Here is a 12,795-nt window from a genome sequence, read left to right as displayed (position 1 = left end):
CGCCGCGCCGTCCGGTGCCCCCGGTGCCGCCCGGCCAGCGCAACGGCCGGCAGTCGCCGAACTATCAGCGGTAGCTATCCTCTGGGCATGTCCCGCCCTGTCGCCCTGATCACCGGGCCGACCTCCGGAATCGGCGAGGGTTTTGCGCATCGCTACGCCGCCGACGGCTACGACCTGGTGCTGGTGGCCCGCGACACCGCCCGACTGGACCGGTTGGCCGCCGATCTGCAGCAGCGCCACGGCACCGCGGTCGAGACCATCACCGCCGACCTGTCGTCGGCCGCCGACCGGGACGCGGTCGCCGAGCGGCTGCGCGCCGGGGTGCGCGTCCTGGTCAACAACGCCGGATTCGGCACCGCCGGGGAGTTCTGGTCCGCGCCCTATGAACAGCTGCAGGCGCAGCTCGACGTCAACGTCACCGCGGTCATGGCCCTCACGCACGCGGCGTTGCCGTCGATGGTCGCAGCCGGTACGGGCACCGTGCTGAACGTCGCCAGCGTCGCGGGGCTGCTGCCCGGCCGCGGCTCGACGTACTCGGCGTCCAAGGCGTGGGTGGTGTCGTTCTCCGAGGGGCTGGCCAACGGGCTGGGCGGCACGGGTGTCGGTGTGCACGCACTCTGCCCGGGGTTCGTGCGCACCGAGTTCCATGCCCGCGCCGGCATCGACATGGCCGGCACGTCCTCGTTCCTGTGGCTCGAGGTCGACGACGTGGTCGCCGAGACGATGTCCGACATGGCCAAGGGGAAGGTCGTGATCATCCCCGGCCTGCAGTACAAGGCGCTGACCACCGGCGGACGCATGGTGCCGCGCACCCTGGTGCGTGCGCTGACCCGAACCGTGGGCAAGGGCCGTGGCCGGACCTGAGACGCCGTGCGACTGATCGCGCTCCTGGTGGTCCTGGTGCTGACCGCCACCTCCTGCTCGAGTGACGACGACCGTCCTGACGTGTATTCGGCGCTGACCGCGACGATAGGCGAATCGCTGGCCGTCCTCGGCTGGAACATCTCGGTGACCGACCTGCGTTTCGACGCCGACTACGTGCTCGTCGACATCGATGCCGCGCCGGCGCAGCAGGGCGCACCCCACACCGCGCCGAAAGACATCCGCTTCGGCCTGTACGGGGCGCTCGACCATCCCGTCGAGGCCAACGTGATCGGCGGCTGTGACGACGTGACAACCCTTGCGCTGCAACCGGTCTCGCCGCAGGACCAGGATCGGATGTCGGGCACCGTGTGCATCGGGCCGTTCCGCGACCAGAGCCAGGTGCGCGGGGTGTACGCCTACTCGCCACGCGACCGCATCGCCGGGTCGACGGTCGCCTACCCCGTCGCGTTCCCCGTCGGGCTTCCGGAGATCAACGCCAACGACACCGGGCTGGACCTGACGACCACCAGCCTGGACGCGTTCCGCGCCGACGGCGCCGCGCTGAACCCGACCGCCCTCGGCGATCCCGAGGCGTTCAGCGGCAAGGGCTACATGCTGATCGGGCTCGACGTCAGTGGCCTGGCCGCGCGATACCGCGACGACGCCGCCGCCCGCGGCGGCCCGCTGATGGTGGTGGCCGCGCCGACGGTGCAGGGCCGGGGCCTCAGCCACGCCTGCGACGTCTACGGCGCGTCGGTGCTGGTGCTGCCCGAGGCGTCGCGCGACGGGGTGCACGTGCGGGCGTCGTTGTGCACCCAGGGTGAGATCAACCAGGCGCTGCTGTACGCGACGGTGTCGGTGGTGGGCACCCACGCCGCGCTGTGGACGCGCTGATGAGCGAACCGCCCGGCCCCACCGAATGGGGCGAGGGGCCCGGCGTCGGTCCGTGGCCGGGTCCGCTGCCCGACGACCCCCGTTACGACGCGAACCTGTTGCGCGACGGCGACACCCGCAACGTCGTCGACGCGTACCGGTACTGGACGCGGGAGGCGATCGTCGCCGACATCGACGCCCGCAGGCATCCGCTGCACATCGCGATCGAGAACTTCGGCAACGACGCCAACATCGGTGCCGTGGTCCGCACGGCGAACGCGTTCGCCGTGCACACCGTGCACATCGTCGGCCGGCGGCGCTGGAACCGGCGCGGCGCCATGGTGACCGATCGCTATCAGCGTCTGCGCCACCACGACAGCACCGCCGCGCTGCTCGACGCCGCCGCGCAGGACGGGTTGACGCCGGTGGCCGTCGACAACGTCCCCGGTGCGGTGCGCATCGAAGAGGTCACGCTGCCGCGGGCGGCCCTGCTGATCTTCGGCCAGGAGGGGCCTGGGATCACCGATGACGCGAAAAGCGGTGCGGCGCTGACAGTCTCAATCGCGCAGTTCGGCTCCACACGCAGCATCAACGCGGCGGTCGCCGCGGGGATCGCGATGCACACCTGGGTCCGGCAGCATGCCGACCTCGGCCGGGCCTGGTGACTTCAACAGAATCCACACGCCCACCGCCGAGGTGAGCAACAGCAGTGCCCCGACGCCGGAGGCGATCGAGAGCCCGTGGGTGAACGCGGTGCGCGCCGCGTCGATCAGGCCGTCGGCTTGCGCCGGCGGTAGGTCCCGAGCCGCCTCGAGCGCGTGCGGCAGCGAGTCGCGGGCTTGCGCGGCGGCGGCGGCCGGGATGGCGGGAGACAGGGTCACGGTGCGGTAGACCGCGGTCACGATGGAGCCCAGTACCGCGATGCCCAACGCCATGCCGAGTTCGTACGCCGTCTCCGAGACCGCCGCTGCCGCACCGGCGCGCTCCTTCGGAACGCTGGCCAGGATCACGTCGCTGGCGACGGTGAACGCCAGGCCCAACCCGATGCCGACGACGAACAGTGCGATGCCCAGCGGCAGATACGGCGCGATCGGGGTGAACACCAGCAGCGACACCATCATCCCCGCCATCGCGACGCCGACCAGCGCGAGTCCGGCGGTCAGGACCGCCCGGTGCGAGACGTAGCGCACGAGCACACCGGCGAGCACGCCGAACACCGTCGCCGTCAGCGCGGCGGGCAATTCGGCCAGCCCGGCCTTCAGCGGACCGTAACCGTGCACGAGCTGGAAGTACTGCGACAGGAAGAACACCAGCCCGGACAGGCCGAGCACCGACAGGAGGTTGCCCGCGACGACGCCGGAGAATCTCGGGTTCGCGAACAGCCGGACGTCGATCAGCGGGTGCGGCAACCGCAGCTGCCGGCGCACGAAGGCCACCAGCGCGGCAGCGCCCAGCACGCCCGCCGCCACCACGTCGCCGCCGAGCCCCTCGGAGAGACTGGTGAAGCCCTCCTTGATCGCGTAGACAACGCCGATCATGCCGACCATCGACAGCGCCACACTCGGCAGATCCCACGGGCCCGGCTCCGGATCGCGGTGCTCCGGCAGCAGCAGCACGCCGCCGACCACCAGGACCACCATCACCGGGATGTTGATCAGGAACACCGAACCCCACCAGAAGTGTTCGAGCAGCACGCCGCCGACGAGCGGTCCCAGCGCAGCGCCCGCGGAGAACGTCGCGGCCCAGATGCCCACTGCGATACTGCGTTCGCGCTGATCGGCGAACAGCCCGCGGATTAGCGCCAGCGTCGCAGGCGCCAGCGTCGCGCCGGCCATGCCGAGCAGGACTCGGGTGCCGATCAGCATCGGCGCGGTGGCCGAATAGGCCGAGAGCGCGGAGAACGCGGCGAATGCTGTTGCGCCGCAGAGCAGTAGCCTCTTATGGCCGATGCGGTCGCCGAGGCTGCCCATGCTGATCAGCAGTGCGGCCAGGACGAAGGAGTAGATGTCGCCGATCCAGAGGATCTGCGTTCCCGTCGCGTCGAGGTCGGCGCTGATGAATGGTGTGGCGAGGGCGAGCACGGTGCCGTCGATGCCGATCAGCAGCACGGCGAGAGTGAGGACGCCGAGAGCGAGCCAGCGGCGAATCATGAGGTACGTACTCCGTTCAACAGAAGGTCGATGATCAGTCGGGTGCCGTCGCGGGCGGCGACGCGGCCGGCGCGGATGGACCAGTCGGTGGCGGCGACGAGGCTGTAGAAGGACTCGGTGAGCCAGGCGGCGGGAAGATCGGGTCGGAACAGTCCGTCACGCTGCCCGCGCAGGAAGAGCTGGCTGATCGCGCCGTCGACCTCATCCCACACCTCGATGCAGGCGGTCACGTCGTCCTGGCTCTGGCTGTACAACAGTGCGAGGTAGGGGGCGATCGGTTCGCACGCCGTCACGAGCCGGCGCAACGCGTCGTCGGCAGGGCCGTCGTCCAGACGGACGGCGGCCAGCACCTCGGTCATCTCGGTGATGGCGAGCTCTTCGAGCGCGGTCATCAACGCGGCGCGACCGGAGAACTGCCGGTGCAAGGTCGCGCGGCTGACGCCGACCGCCGAGGCGATCTCGTCCTGCGTCGCGTTCGGCCGCCGGCCGAGATAGTCGGCGGCGGCGCGCAGCAGATCTTCGCGCGTTGACATGAGACGACTATAGCTCACGTGAGACAAATTTGTCTCATGGCTTTTGGGGGAGCCCGTGAGGCAGGATCGACCCATGGATCAGATGTGGGCCAACCGCGCCGCCAGCGCCGAGGCCGCGATCACCCGCCGTCATCTCCGCAAGGTCTGGGGGTTGCCGGGCACACAGCTCGGCGTCGTGGCATGGCCGGCGACAGGCGGCCAGCGGCGCTTCGGTAAGTGGCACTACTGGTGGCAGGCCCATCTGATCGACAACCTCGTCGACGCGCAGGTGCGCGACCCGCAGCCGGACCGGCTGACCCGCATCGCCCGCCAGATTCGCGGCCAGCGGCTGCGCAACATCGGCCGCTGGACCAACGACTACTACGACGACATGGCGTGGCTGGCGCTGGCGCTGGAGCGCGCCGCCCGGCTCGCCGACGTGGCGCGACCGAAAGCGCTCGACACCCTCGCCGACCAGTTCCTCACCGCGTGGGTGCCCGAGGACGGCGGCGGCATCCCGTGGCGCAAACAGGACCAGTTCTTCAACGCCCCCGCCAACGGTCCGGCAGGCATCTTCCTGGCCCGAATCGAGGGGAGACTGCGACGCGCCCAGCAGATGGCCGACTGGATCGACGAGACCCTGATCGATCCCGAGACGCACCTGGTCTTCGACGGCATCCAGGGCGGCTCGATGGTGCGCGCCCAGTACACCTACTGCCAGGGCGTGGTGCTGGGGCTGGAGACCGAACTGGCCGCCCGCACCCAGGATCCGCGGCACGCCGAACGCGTGCATCGGCTGGTGGCTGCGGTGGCCGACCACATGGCCCCCGACGGTGTGCTCAAGGGCGCGGGCGGCGGCGACGGCGGGTTGTTCCACGGCATCCTCGCGCGCTACCTGGCGCTGGTGGCGACCGACCTGCCCGGCGACTCGCCGGAAGACGAGGCGGCTCGTTCGACCGCCGGATCGCTGGTGCTCTCCTCTGCGGAGGCGGCCTGGGAGAACCGGGCGACGGTCGAGGACCTGCCTCTGTTCAGCGCGTTCGTGGAGCGCGAGGCGCAGCTGCCGACGGCCACCTCGGGTGACGCCCAGTTCGTCGCCGGCGCGGTGAACTCCTCGGAGATCCCGGAGCGCGATCTGTCGGTCCAGCTGGCAGGGTGGATGCTGATGGAAGCAGCCCACACCGTCGCCGGAGCGCCGTGACCGAACCCGCCACCCAGTCGCGCGGTTTCCCGCTGCGGCCCTCGCGGCTCAGCCGCGGCTCCACCACCAACAAGACCACCGACAACACCGCCGCGGCGCTGCTGCTGTTCGCGACCGTCATCGCGATCCTGTGGGCGAATTCGCCCTGGGCCGAGGCGTATTCGGCGCTGCTGCACACCGAGGTCGGCTTCACGGTCGGCTCCTTCCACGCCGAGATGTCGGTGCAGCACCTGGTCAACGACGCGCTGATGACGTTCTTCTTCTTCATCGTCGGACTCGAGGTGACCCGCGAATTCACCATCGGCGAACTCACCGACCGGTCGCGCGCCGCGGTGCCCGTCGTCGCCGCGATCGCCGGGCTCGTGCTGCCCGCGGTCGTGTTCCTCGCGCTCAATCCGTCGGGGGAGAACGCCGCGGCCTGGGGTGTGGTGATCTCGACCGACACCGCGTTCCTCGTCGGCGCGCTGGCGATCATCAAGCCGGTGTTCCCCGCCCGGGTGCGGTTGTTCCTGCTGACCCTGGCCGTCGTCGACGACGTCGGCGCGCTCGGCGTGATCGCGCTGTTCTACTCCGACGAGATCCAGTGGGTCCCGCTGCTGGTGGCCGCGGCGCTGCTGGCCGCGCTGGCCGCCGTCCGCTACCTGCCGAAGGGGCATGGGCCGGCGTACGCGGTGCTGGGCGTCGCACTCTGGATCGCGCTCTACCTGGGTGGCGTGCACCCGACCCTGGCCGGCGTGGCCGTCGCGCTGCTGATCCCGGTGTTCACCCCGGAGCGCCAGCCGGTGGAACGGGCGGTCGAACAGATTCGCGCGTTCCGGCAGTCGCCGAACTCGCTGTACGCCCGTGCCGCCAGCCGCTCGCTGCAGGAATCGATCTCGATCAACGAGCGGCTGCAGACCGCGGTCGGACCCGTCGTGTCGTTCGGCATCCTGCCGCTGTTCGCGCTGGTGAACGCCGGAGTGAAGCTGGACGCGGCGAGCGTGGGTGCGGCGCTGAGGTCACCGTTGACGTGGGGCATCGTCGCCGGCCTGGTCATCGGCAAGTTCATCGGCATCACGGGCGCGACGTGGTTCATGCGCCGCACCGGGCTGGGTGTGCTGGCGCCGGGCCTGACGCTGCGACGGATCATGGGCGGGGCGGCCCTGTCCGGCATCGGCTTCACGATCTCGCTGTTCATCGTCGACATCGCGATCGAAGACCCGGGCCGCCAGGACCAGGCGCGCATCGGCGTGCTGACCGCGTCGGTGCTGGCCTTCGTGTTCGGCTGGGCGATCTTCCGGATCACCGATTGGCTCAGCCCGCCCGAACCCGTCGGCCTGCACCTGCTGCGTCCCGTGGACCCGGAGCGGGATCACCTGCGTGGCCGGCCCGACGCGCCGCTGACGCTGGTCGAGTACGGCGACTTCGAGTGTCCGTTCTGCAGCCGCGCCACCGGCGCGATCGACGAGGTGCGCGAGCACTTCGGCGACGAGTTGCGCTACGTGTGGCGGCATTTCCCGCTCGAGCGCGCGCACCCGAGGGCGTTCGACGCGGCCCGGGCGAGCGAGGCGGCGGCGCAGCAGGGCCTGTTCTGGGAGATGTCGCGGCATCTCTTCGCGCATCAGGACCATCTCGACTGGTCTGACATCTACCGCTACGCGGTGGCGGCGGGCTGCGACATCGAGCAGTTCGACAACGACGTGCGACTGCATTCGTCGAAGGTGCTGCACCGGGTGACCGACGACGCCGAGGACGCCGAGGCGATGGACCTGAACGCAACGCCGACGCTGTTCGTCAACGGTGTCCGGCACAAGGGACCGTGGGATGCTGCGAGCTTGATCCGCGCGCTGGAAGGCGGTCGCACCTCACGGCTTTGAATGACGGTATTAGCACCGTCGAGTACTCGGTAGTGCAGCTCGCGCCAGAGTCGCTTGCCGCGCAGGTCTTGCGGGTCGGATATTTCGGGGCAGGGCGCGCGTACTCGTCCGCGTTTCTGGACCGAATGCGGGCAAAGTCGACGTTTACCCCCGGGGTTATCCGGGTTTGTCGACGCTCACAGCGTCGGAAAAACCGGGCCATCTGACGCACGTGTCCCGCACCCGAACTACCGGTCCTGGAGGGTCGGGAGGGGGGCCCCGGATGTTTTGCTAGTAGTTGCTGCCGCAACATTCATAGCAAGCTGAACGGGTTTGCTAAAAATACTCCAGCTGTCTGACGCTGTGCGTATGCTGTCATTCGTATGTCAGTGCGTGGGGGGATGAAATGAAGCATCTGGTGCATGGCCTGAGCGTGTTGCTATTTGGCACCGGGCTAAGCCTGGCGCCGGTAGCGTCGGCTGGTCCGTATTGCGATTTCTTCGACATAGCCGGGCTCTGTGATGTGCGCGACGCGGTGAAGGCGTGTTCGGATTACCCGGATGCATGCCAGCAGTACTTCACGCCGAAGCCAACACCGGCGCCGACGTGGCCGTACGAAGGCCAGTAGTAATGTCGCGAATCCTGTTGAGTGCGCTGGCTTTCTGCGCCGCTGTAATAGTGGCGCCGCCTGCGGATGCGCAGCCGGGCTGTTTCACTGACACGGTGCGTCGGGGGATCTTTGGTCTGCAGTCGCTGACACGCACGATGTGCGATGGGCCGGTGCTGCCGGACGGTTCCTGGACGCGGCACCGGGTGATCGGCATCCCGGCGCATTACCAGAACGCACACTCCAGCTGCTCGCACAGCACGTACTCGAGCAACTGCACGTATTACGAGGCCGGGTGGGTCGCCGAGGATGTGTTCGAAGAGGACGTGTACCCGGTTCGGCCAGAGACGGTTTTGCCAGATGAGCCCGGGCACATTCTTTGAAGTTTACCGGCGAGGCCATAGTCGGTCATCGGCGGTCGAGAACCGGTGGTGGGGATACCTGCCTGGGGTCTTCGGGCCGACTTTTCACATCACGACGCGCCGAGCCAACACGGCTTTGCTACCTGTTCGCCTAACGTCTCGTATGCAGCGCGCGACTCCGCTGCTGCGAAGCCAAGATCACTAGGGAAAAATGACGACGCCACCGCCACCATCTACGCCAGCAGGGTGGTATCCAGATCCCTCGGACACTTCGGGGCTGCGTTACTGGGACGGCGCACAGTGGACCGAACACCGGTCCACAAAGCCGGCGGCGGCAACAACCTCACCGCTGACGCCACCTCTGCTGCCGTCGTCCAACACGGCCCAGACGAAAACCTCTTCGTTCTCCCTAACTCAAAATCAAAAGATCGGATGGGGGCTGGTAGCAGCATTCATCGCGCTAGTGGTCATAACGAATATTGTTGACAGCGGAGACGATTCAGACAAGGGGTCGACACGACCCAGTGCGACGGCAACGACGGAGCGAGCACCTTCGGCTGCAGCAGTACCGACTATCCCTGCTGCTACGGCCCCAAGTCCGACCCCGACCGGCCCGGTGGCCCCCGAAGGGGTCGTTTTCCGCACCGAACCTGGAACGACCGGCGAAGTGGTGTTCGCTGACTTCGACATCCCTGACGCGGTGTTCATGTATCTCACCAAGTTCGGTGCACGATCGACGACTAAGGAAATACTGCAGTACGCCCGCACTGAGTACCCGCAGGCCAGCAGGGTCGTCGTTGAGGGTCGTTTTCCCACAAAGGATGTCTATGGGAACACCGAGAACAGCGTCGTGCTGAATGTGTTTTACACCCGGGACACACTCGACAAAATCAACTTCGCCGGCATCGACAACGATCAAATCTGGACCGTTCGCGACGGCGGCACAATCCACCCGGAGCTCCAGTAACTACGGGGGTGGCCGAACGGCCGCAATCAATTCGGCGCCGGAGCTATTCTGCGTCGCGACGAGGGGGGTTTGGTCGTGTCCAGTGCTCGACCAGGAGGCTCGAACGGCGAGGTGTCGCGGAACGACGCGGTCGATCCGTCCGCGCCGCAGCACTATTCCACAGTTCCAATGGCTCCGGCGTGGGCTGCAGAACCCTCATCCTTACCGCCACCTGTAATACCGCCCAACTGGTATCCCGATCCGACATCGCCGGGGATCCTGCGTTACTGGGACGGTGTGCAGTGGACTGAACATCGGCACGCGGCTACCCCTCAGGCCACCGCGACGGTAGTCAACAATGTTTCGGTGAGAGGTGGCGGCGACTCACTTGTCGGTCTTCACCTGGTCCTCACCCTCCTCACGTGCGGGTTATGGCTGCCCGTTTGGCTCCTAATCGAGGTCATCAGGGCCATCAGCAAGTGACGCTCGTGCGGCGGGCCCCGGTTTGATAAGTCAGGCGGCGTCGTAGCCGCGGATCACTGCAACCGGTTAGAGGAACCCGTTGCCGACGCGGGCGACGGCCAGCGCGTCGTTGTAGGACCCGGAGTGCTCCGACCGGGTCTCCTCGGCGTCCCTGCCGAGGACGGTCACGACGGGGCCCTCTGGGGATATCCAAGAACAGCGTCGACCGCCGGCTTCGCTTTTCCGCCACGATGCGGCGTGTCGAGTCACGAGTGGCCGGTCGCGGTCATCAAGCTGCAGACGCTGCGGTATGCCAACCCGGCACCGAGGAGGCCGGCCAAGTGAGCGAGAGTGCCGTTCAATTCTGCTAGCTCGGCCGAACTGCCGGAGGCAGCGTGCCAAACGCGGTGGAGCCGCTCGGAGTCGCTCAGAGTCCGACTGAACCCCGACCGTCTCGCCTGCATGTTTCGAAGCGATTCCACCTGTTGCCGCGAGACTCCCAGGGCGGACAGTTCTGAGCAGGCTCTTAGCCCCGTTCCGGGGACGTCGTAGCGTCAGTGACGCGGGACAGTAAGTCAACGATCAAGGCTCGCACCTAAGCGTCCTCTCACACGGGGTAGAACAAGCCGTCGGTTTAGGACGTCGGCGTCATCGCGCTCGAGCAGCGCTGATCCCGAACACGACGAGTGCCCCGGCGATCGCGGTCAGCGCGAGCCCGGCCACGGTGACCGCCTCCCGGAACTCCGTCGTCTGACTCGCCGTCCAATGCGCGGCGGTGATCGTGCCCGTGAACATCGCGGCCAGGATCGTCCCGCTGACGGCGATACCGACGCCGGACGTCACCTCGCTGGACGTGTCGACCAGGGCCGTGCCGATCGTCGTCCGGTTCTCGGGCAGCCCGCGCAACACGTTCACCGCGGCGACGACCCCGACCACCCGCAGGCCCGCCGCGACGAGCACCAGTGCGGCCGCGACGAACGGATAGCCGAAGCGGCCCAGCACGGCATAGACCGCGAGCCCGAGCACGACCGCCGATGCGCTGAGCCACGCGGCACGTTCCGGCCCGACCCGCTTCACGAACGGGTTGACGCCGAAGCTGCCCGCGATCAGCACCGCGACCTGCGGCAGCATCCCGATCGCGGCGAGCGCCGGCGGCCAGCCCCAGTCGAGCTGGAGCTGCAGCGTGACCAGGTAGCCGAGCCCCGCGATCGCCAGCCCGGCTGCGGCCTTGAACGCCAGCCCGCTCGCCACCAGCGGGTGCGCCACGAGCTGTAACGAGATCAGCGGGAAGCGTGCGGTCCGCTCTCGCACGACGAACGCCACGAACCCGGCCAGCGCCAGGCCTGCCGTCGTCCACGGCAGCCACGCGCGGGCGCCGTCCTCGACGAACAGCGACGGCGCCACCAGCGCGCACGCGATCGCGACCGTGCCGAGAACGCCTCCCGCGACGTCCAGCGGGTCGCGATGCAGCTCCTCGGGTCGGTCGGCAGTGATACCGACGCGCACGCCCACGATCGCGAGCAGCGCGATCGGCACGTTGACCAGCAGCAGCACCTGCCACGGCGCGACCTCGATGACGAACCCGCCGACCGTCGGGCCGATCGCGAGACCGACCAGCCCCACGGTCGAGATCAGCGTGATCGCCCGCATGCGGAGGGTGTCCTCGTCAAACAGCCGAAAGGCCAGCGCCATCGCGCCCGGTGTCGTCATCGCCGCCGCGACGCCGGTCAGCACGCGCACGGCGATGAGCTGTTCGGCCGTCGTCACGAACGCGGTCGCCAGGCTCGCGGCGGCGAGCAGGGCGAGGCCGAGCAGCATCACGCGACGCCGTCCGACACGGTCGGCGACCGCGCCGAGCGCCAGCATCAGCGCGCCGAACACGACGGCGTAGGCGCCCGTCACCCATTGCAATGCGGTGGTGGAGGCGTGCAGGTCGCGGCCGATCGTGGGCAGCGCGACGGTCAGGATCGAGTTGTCGAGCATCTCGAAGAGGAACACGGCCGACAGGCCCAGAAGGGCGGGCCAGGCCTGGGTGAGCGAGCGAGGAGAGACAATGCTCGGAGTCGTCATGTCACGAAGCTAAGTGACTAAACTAAGTGAGTCAACACAGTGAGGTGCAATGCCCAGGACCTCGGAGCGCGGCGGGCCGATGACGCGCCGCAAGATCTCGGATGTCGCGACCCGGATGTTCCTCGATCGCGGGTTCGACGAGGTGACGGTCGCGCAGGTCGCCAAGGAGGCTGGCGTCTCGAGCGTGACGGTGTTCAAGCACTTCCCGCGCAAGGAGGACCTTCTCTTCGACCGAGTCGACGACGCCGTCGAGATCCTTCGTGCGGCAGTGCGGGACCGCGTGGCGGGCAGCGATGTGCTGACGTCGCTGCGCGACGCGGCGGTCCGTCTCGTCGACGAGCGGCATGCGCTCTCCGGCGTCAAAGACGGATCGATCCCGTTCTATCGGACCGTCGCCGGATCACCGGTGTTGATCGCGCGCCTGCGGGAGATCGCGGCTGAACTCGTGCGGGCGCTGCGGGACGCGCTCGACGCGGACCCCGCCTTCGCGGGAGACCCGGACCTGTTCGCCGCGCTCGTCATCGCCGGATACTCCACGGTCCTGACCGAAACCGCACGGCGCGTCATCGACGCAGGTTCACCGGATCCCCTCGTCGAGGATCATCGCCAACGCCTAAGCGGGCTCTTCGATGCGCTGCAGAACGGGCTCGGCCAGTTCTGAACGGCAGGTGCGGGCCAGCTCGTCGAGCCGGATGTCCAGCACCGCGGCGAGCGCCGCGACGGTGGTGAACGCCGGGGTCGCGAGCCGACCGGTCTCGATCTTGCGCAGCGTCTCCGGGGAGATCGCCGCCGCGCGCGCGACGTCGGCGGCCTTGCGGGCCCCGCGGGCGGCGCGCAGGTAGGCGCCGAGGCGAGCGCCGGCTGCCCGCTGCTGCGGGGTCAGGGGGGAACGCACCATGGGCCAAGGATAAGC

General features: G+C 68.4%; 14 protein-coding genes and 1 pseudogene. 11 read left to right on the top strand and 4 right to left on the bottom strand.

Annotation, left to right across the window (positions count from 1 at the left end):
• Positions 1–87: 87 nt before the first annotated feature.
• Genes DMB80_RS14055 through DMB80_RS14045 form a run of 3 tightly spaced genes read left to right on the top strand, consistent with a single transcriptional unit; the run spans position 88 to position 2,402 of the window.
• The gene (locus DMB80_RS14055) at positions 88–864 is read left to right on the top strand and encodes an SDR family NAD(P)-dependent oxidoreductase (RefSeq protein ID WP_111510396.1); all 777 of its coding nucleotides are present in this window, start codon (positions 88–90) and stop codon (positions 862–864) included.
• Between the two features lie 6 nt (positions 865–870).
• Positions 871–1,758, top strand: coding sequence for a hypothetical protein (locus DMB80_RS14050; RefSeq protein WP_111510395.1), 888 nt, complete (start codon positions 871–873; stop codon positions 1,756–1,758).
• Positions 1,758–2,402: a TrmH family RNA methyltransferase gene (locus DMB80_RS14045; RefSeq protein WP_111510414.1), complete on the top strand. Its 645-nt coding sequence runs from the start codon at positions 1,758–1,760 to the stop codon at positions 2,400–2,402. Before DMB80_RS14050 ends, DMB80_RS14045 begins: the two co-directional genes overlap by 1 nt.
• Here the strand turns inward: DMB80_RS14045 and DMB80_RS14040 are convergent.
• Together DMB80_RS14040 and DMB80_RS14035 are read right to left on the bottom strand one after the other, a co-directional pair.
• Positions 2,295–3,887 carry an MFS transporter gene (locus DMB80_RS14040; RefSeq protein ID WP_111510394.1) on the bottom strand — a complete coding sequence of 531 codons (1,593 nt, stop codon included), beginning with the start codon at positions 3,885–3,887 and terminating at the stop codon, positions 2,295–2,297. The genes DMB80_RS14045 and DMB80_RS14040 overlap by 108 nt on opposite strands.
• Positions 3,884–4,420, bottom strand: a complete 537-nt coding sequence (locus tag DMB80_RS14035; RefSeq protein WP_205538675.1) for a TetR/AcrR family transcriptional regulator — start codon at positions 4,418–4,420, stop codon at positions 3,884–3,886. Before DMB80_RS14035 ends, DMB80_RS14040 begins: the two co-directional genes overlap by 4 nt.
• 73 nt (positions 4,421–4,493) lie before the next feature.
• Here DMB80_RS14035 and DMB80_RS14030 point away from each other — a divergent pair, with 73 nt between their 5' ends.
• The 7 genes and pseudogenes from DMB80_RS14030 (at position 4,494) to DMB80_RS14010 (ending at position 9,833) form a co-directional block, all read left to right on the top strand.
• On the top strand, positions 4,494–5,600 hold the full coding sequence (locus DMB80_RS14030) for a glycoside hydrolase family 76 protein (RefSeq protein ID WP_111510392.1): 1,107 nt from the start codon (positions 4,494–4,496) through the stop codon (positions 5,598–5,600).
• The gene (nhaA, locus tag DMB80_RS14025) at positions 5,597–7,456 is read left to right on the top strand and encodes a Na+/H+ antiporter NhaA (RefSeq protein WP_111510391.1); all 1,860 of its coding nucleotides are present in this window, start codon (positions 5,597–5,599) and stop codon (positions 7,454–7,456) included. The genes DMB80_RS14030 and nhaA overlap by 4 nt, the downstream gene beginning before the upstream one ends.
• A 385-nt stretch (positions 7,457–7,841) precedes the next feature.
• Positions 7,842–8,063: a hypothetical protein gene (locus DMB80_RS28125; RefSeq protein WP_162938525.1), complete on the top strand. Its 222-nt coding sequence runs from the start codon at positions 7,842–7,844 to the stop codon at positions 8,061–8,063.
• Between the two features lie 2 nt (positions 8,064–8,065).
• A complete protein-coding gene (locus DMB80_RS14020; RefSeq protein WP_111510390.1) occupies positions 8,066–8,425 on the top strand; it encodes a CDGP domain-containing protein in 360 nt (119 codons plus the stop codon).
• 190 nt (positions 8,426–8,615) lie between these two features.
• Positions 8,616–8,729, top strand: a pseudogene (locus tag DMB80_RS28610) (DUF2510 domain-containing protein); the annotation flags it as partial.
• A 291-nt stretch (positions 8,730–9,020) separates the two neighbouring features.
• On the top strand, positions 9,021–9,371 hold the full coding sequence (locus DMB80_RS28605) for a hypothetical protein (protein ID WP_240431189.1): 351 nt from the start codon (positions 9,021–9,023) through the stop codon (positions 9,369–9,371).
• Positions 9,372–9,539: 168 nt separating this feature from the next.
• On the top strand, positions 9,540–9,833 hold the full coding sequence (locus DMB80_RS14010; protein WP_111510388.1) for a DUF2510 domain-containing protein: 294 nt from the start codon (positions 9,540–9,542) through the stop codon (positions 9,831–9,833).
• A gap of 627 nt (positions 9,834–10,460) precedes the next feature.
• On the opposite strand, the gene DMB80_RS14000 is transcribed toward DMB80_RS14010, so the two are convergent.
• Entirely contained in the window at positions 10,461–11,882 is a 1,422-nt protein-coding gene (locus DMB80_RS14000) for an MFS transporter (RefSeq protein WP_111510386.1), read from the bottom strand.
• Between the two features lie 49 nt (positions 11,883–11,931).
• On the opposite strand from DMB80_RS14000, the gene DMB80_RS13995 reads away from it, so the two are divergent.
• Positions 11,932–12,543, top strand: a complete 612-nt coding sequence (locus DMB80_RS13995; protein ID WP_111510385.1) for a TetR/AcrR family transcriptional regulator — start codon at positions 11,932–11,934, stop codon at positions 12,541–12,543.
• Here DMB80_RS13995 and DMB80_RS13990 read toward each other — a convergent pair.
• Positions 12,496–12,780: a helix-turn-helix domain-containing protein gene (locus DMB80_RS13990; RefSeq protein ID WP_111510384.1), complete on the bottom strand. Its 285-nt coding sequence runs from the start codon at positions 12,778–12,780 to the stop codon at positions 12,496–12,498. The two genes, DMB80_RS13995 and DMB80_RS13990, sit on opposite strands and share 48 nt — an antisense overlap.
• Positions 12,781–12,795 lie beyond the last annotated feature (15 nt).

The sequence above is a fragment of the Mycobacterium kyogaense genome, assembly GCF_003254575.1.
In the GTDB taxonomy this organism is placed as follows: Bacteria; Actinomycetota; Actinomycetes; order Mycobacteriales; family Mycobacteriaceae; genus Mycobacterium; species Mycobacterium kyogaense.
Note: the sequence above shows the minus strand (reverse complement) of the source record. Positions and strands in the feature narration are given on the sequence as shown.

Excerpts from the sequence above, each read along its gene's own strand:
- DMB80_RS14030 (WP_111510392.1), top strand. The coding sequence starts at position 4,494 with ATGGATCAGATGTGGGCCAACCGCGCCGCCAGCGCCGAGGCCGCGATC.
- DMB80_RS14055 (WP_111510396.1), top strand. The coding sequence starts at position 88 with ATGTCCCGCCCTGTCGCCCTGATCACCGGGCCGACCTCCGGAATCGGC.
- DMB80_RS28125 (WP_162938525.1), top strand. The coding sequence starts at position 7,842 with ATGAAGCATCTGGTGCATGGCCTGAGCGTGTTGCTATTTGGCACCGGG.
- DMB80_RS13990 (WP_111510384.1), bottom strand. The coding sequence starts at position 12,780 with ATGGTGCGTTCCCCCCTGACCCCGCAGCAGCGGGCAGCCGGCGCTCGC.
- DMB80_RS14035 (WP_205538675.1), bottom strand. The coding sequence starts at position 4,420 with ATGTCAACGCGCGAAGATCTGCTGCGCGCCGCCGCCGACTATCTCGGC.
- DMB80_RS14045 (WP_111510414.1), top strand. The coding sequence starts at position 1,758 with ATGAGCGAACCGCCCGGCCCCACCGAATGGGGCGAGGGGCCCGGCGTC.
- DMB80_RS14040 (WP_111510394.1), bottom strand. The coding sequence starts at position 3,887 with ATGATTCGCCGCTGGCTCGCTCTCGGCGTCCTCACTCTCGCCGTGCTG.
- DMB80_RS14010 (WP_111510388.1), top strand. The coding sequence starts at position 9,540 with ATGGCTCCGGCGTGGGCTGCAGAACCCTCATCCTTACCGCCACCTGTA.
- DMB80_RS13995 (WP_111510385.1), top strand. The coding sequence starts at position 11,932 with ATGCCCAGGACCTCGGAGCGCGGCGGGCCGATGACGCGCCGCAAGATC.
- DMB80_RS14020 (WP_111510390.1), top strand. The coding sequence starts at position 8,066 with ATGTCGCGAATCCTGTTGAGTGCGCTGGCTTTCTGCGCCGCTGTAATA.
- DMB80_RS14000 (WP_111510386.1), bottom strand. The coding sequence starts at position 11,882 with ATGACGACTCCGAGCATTGTCTCTCCTCGCTCGCTCACCCAGGCCTGG.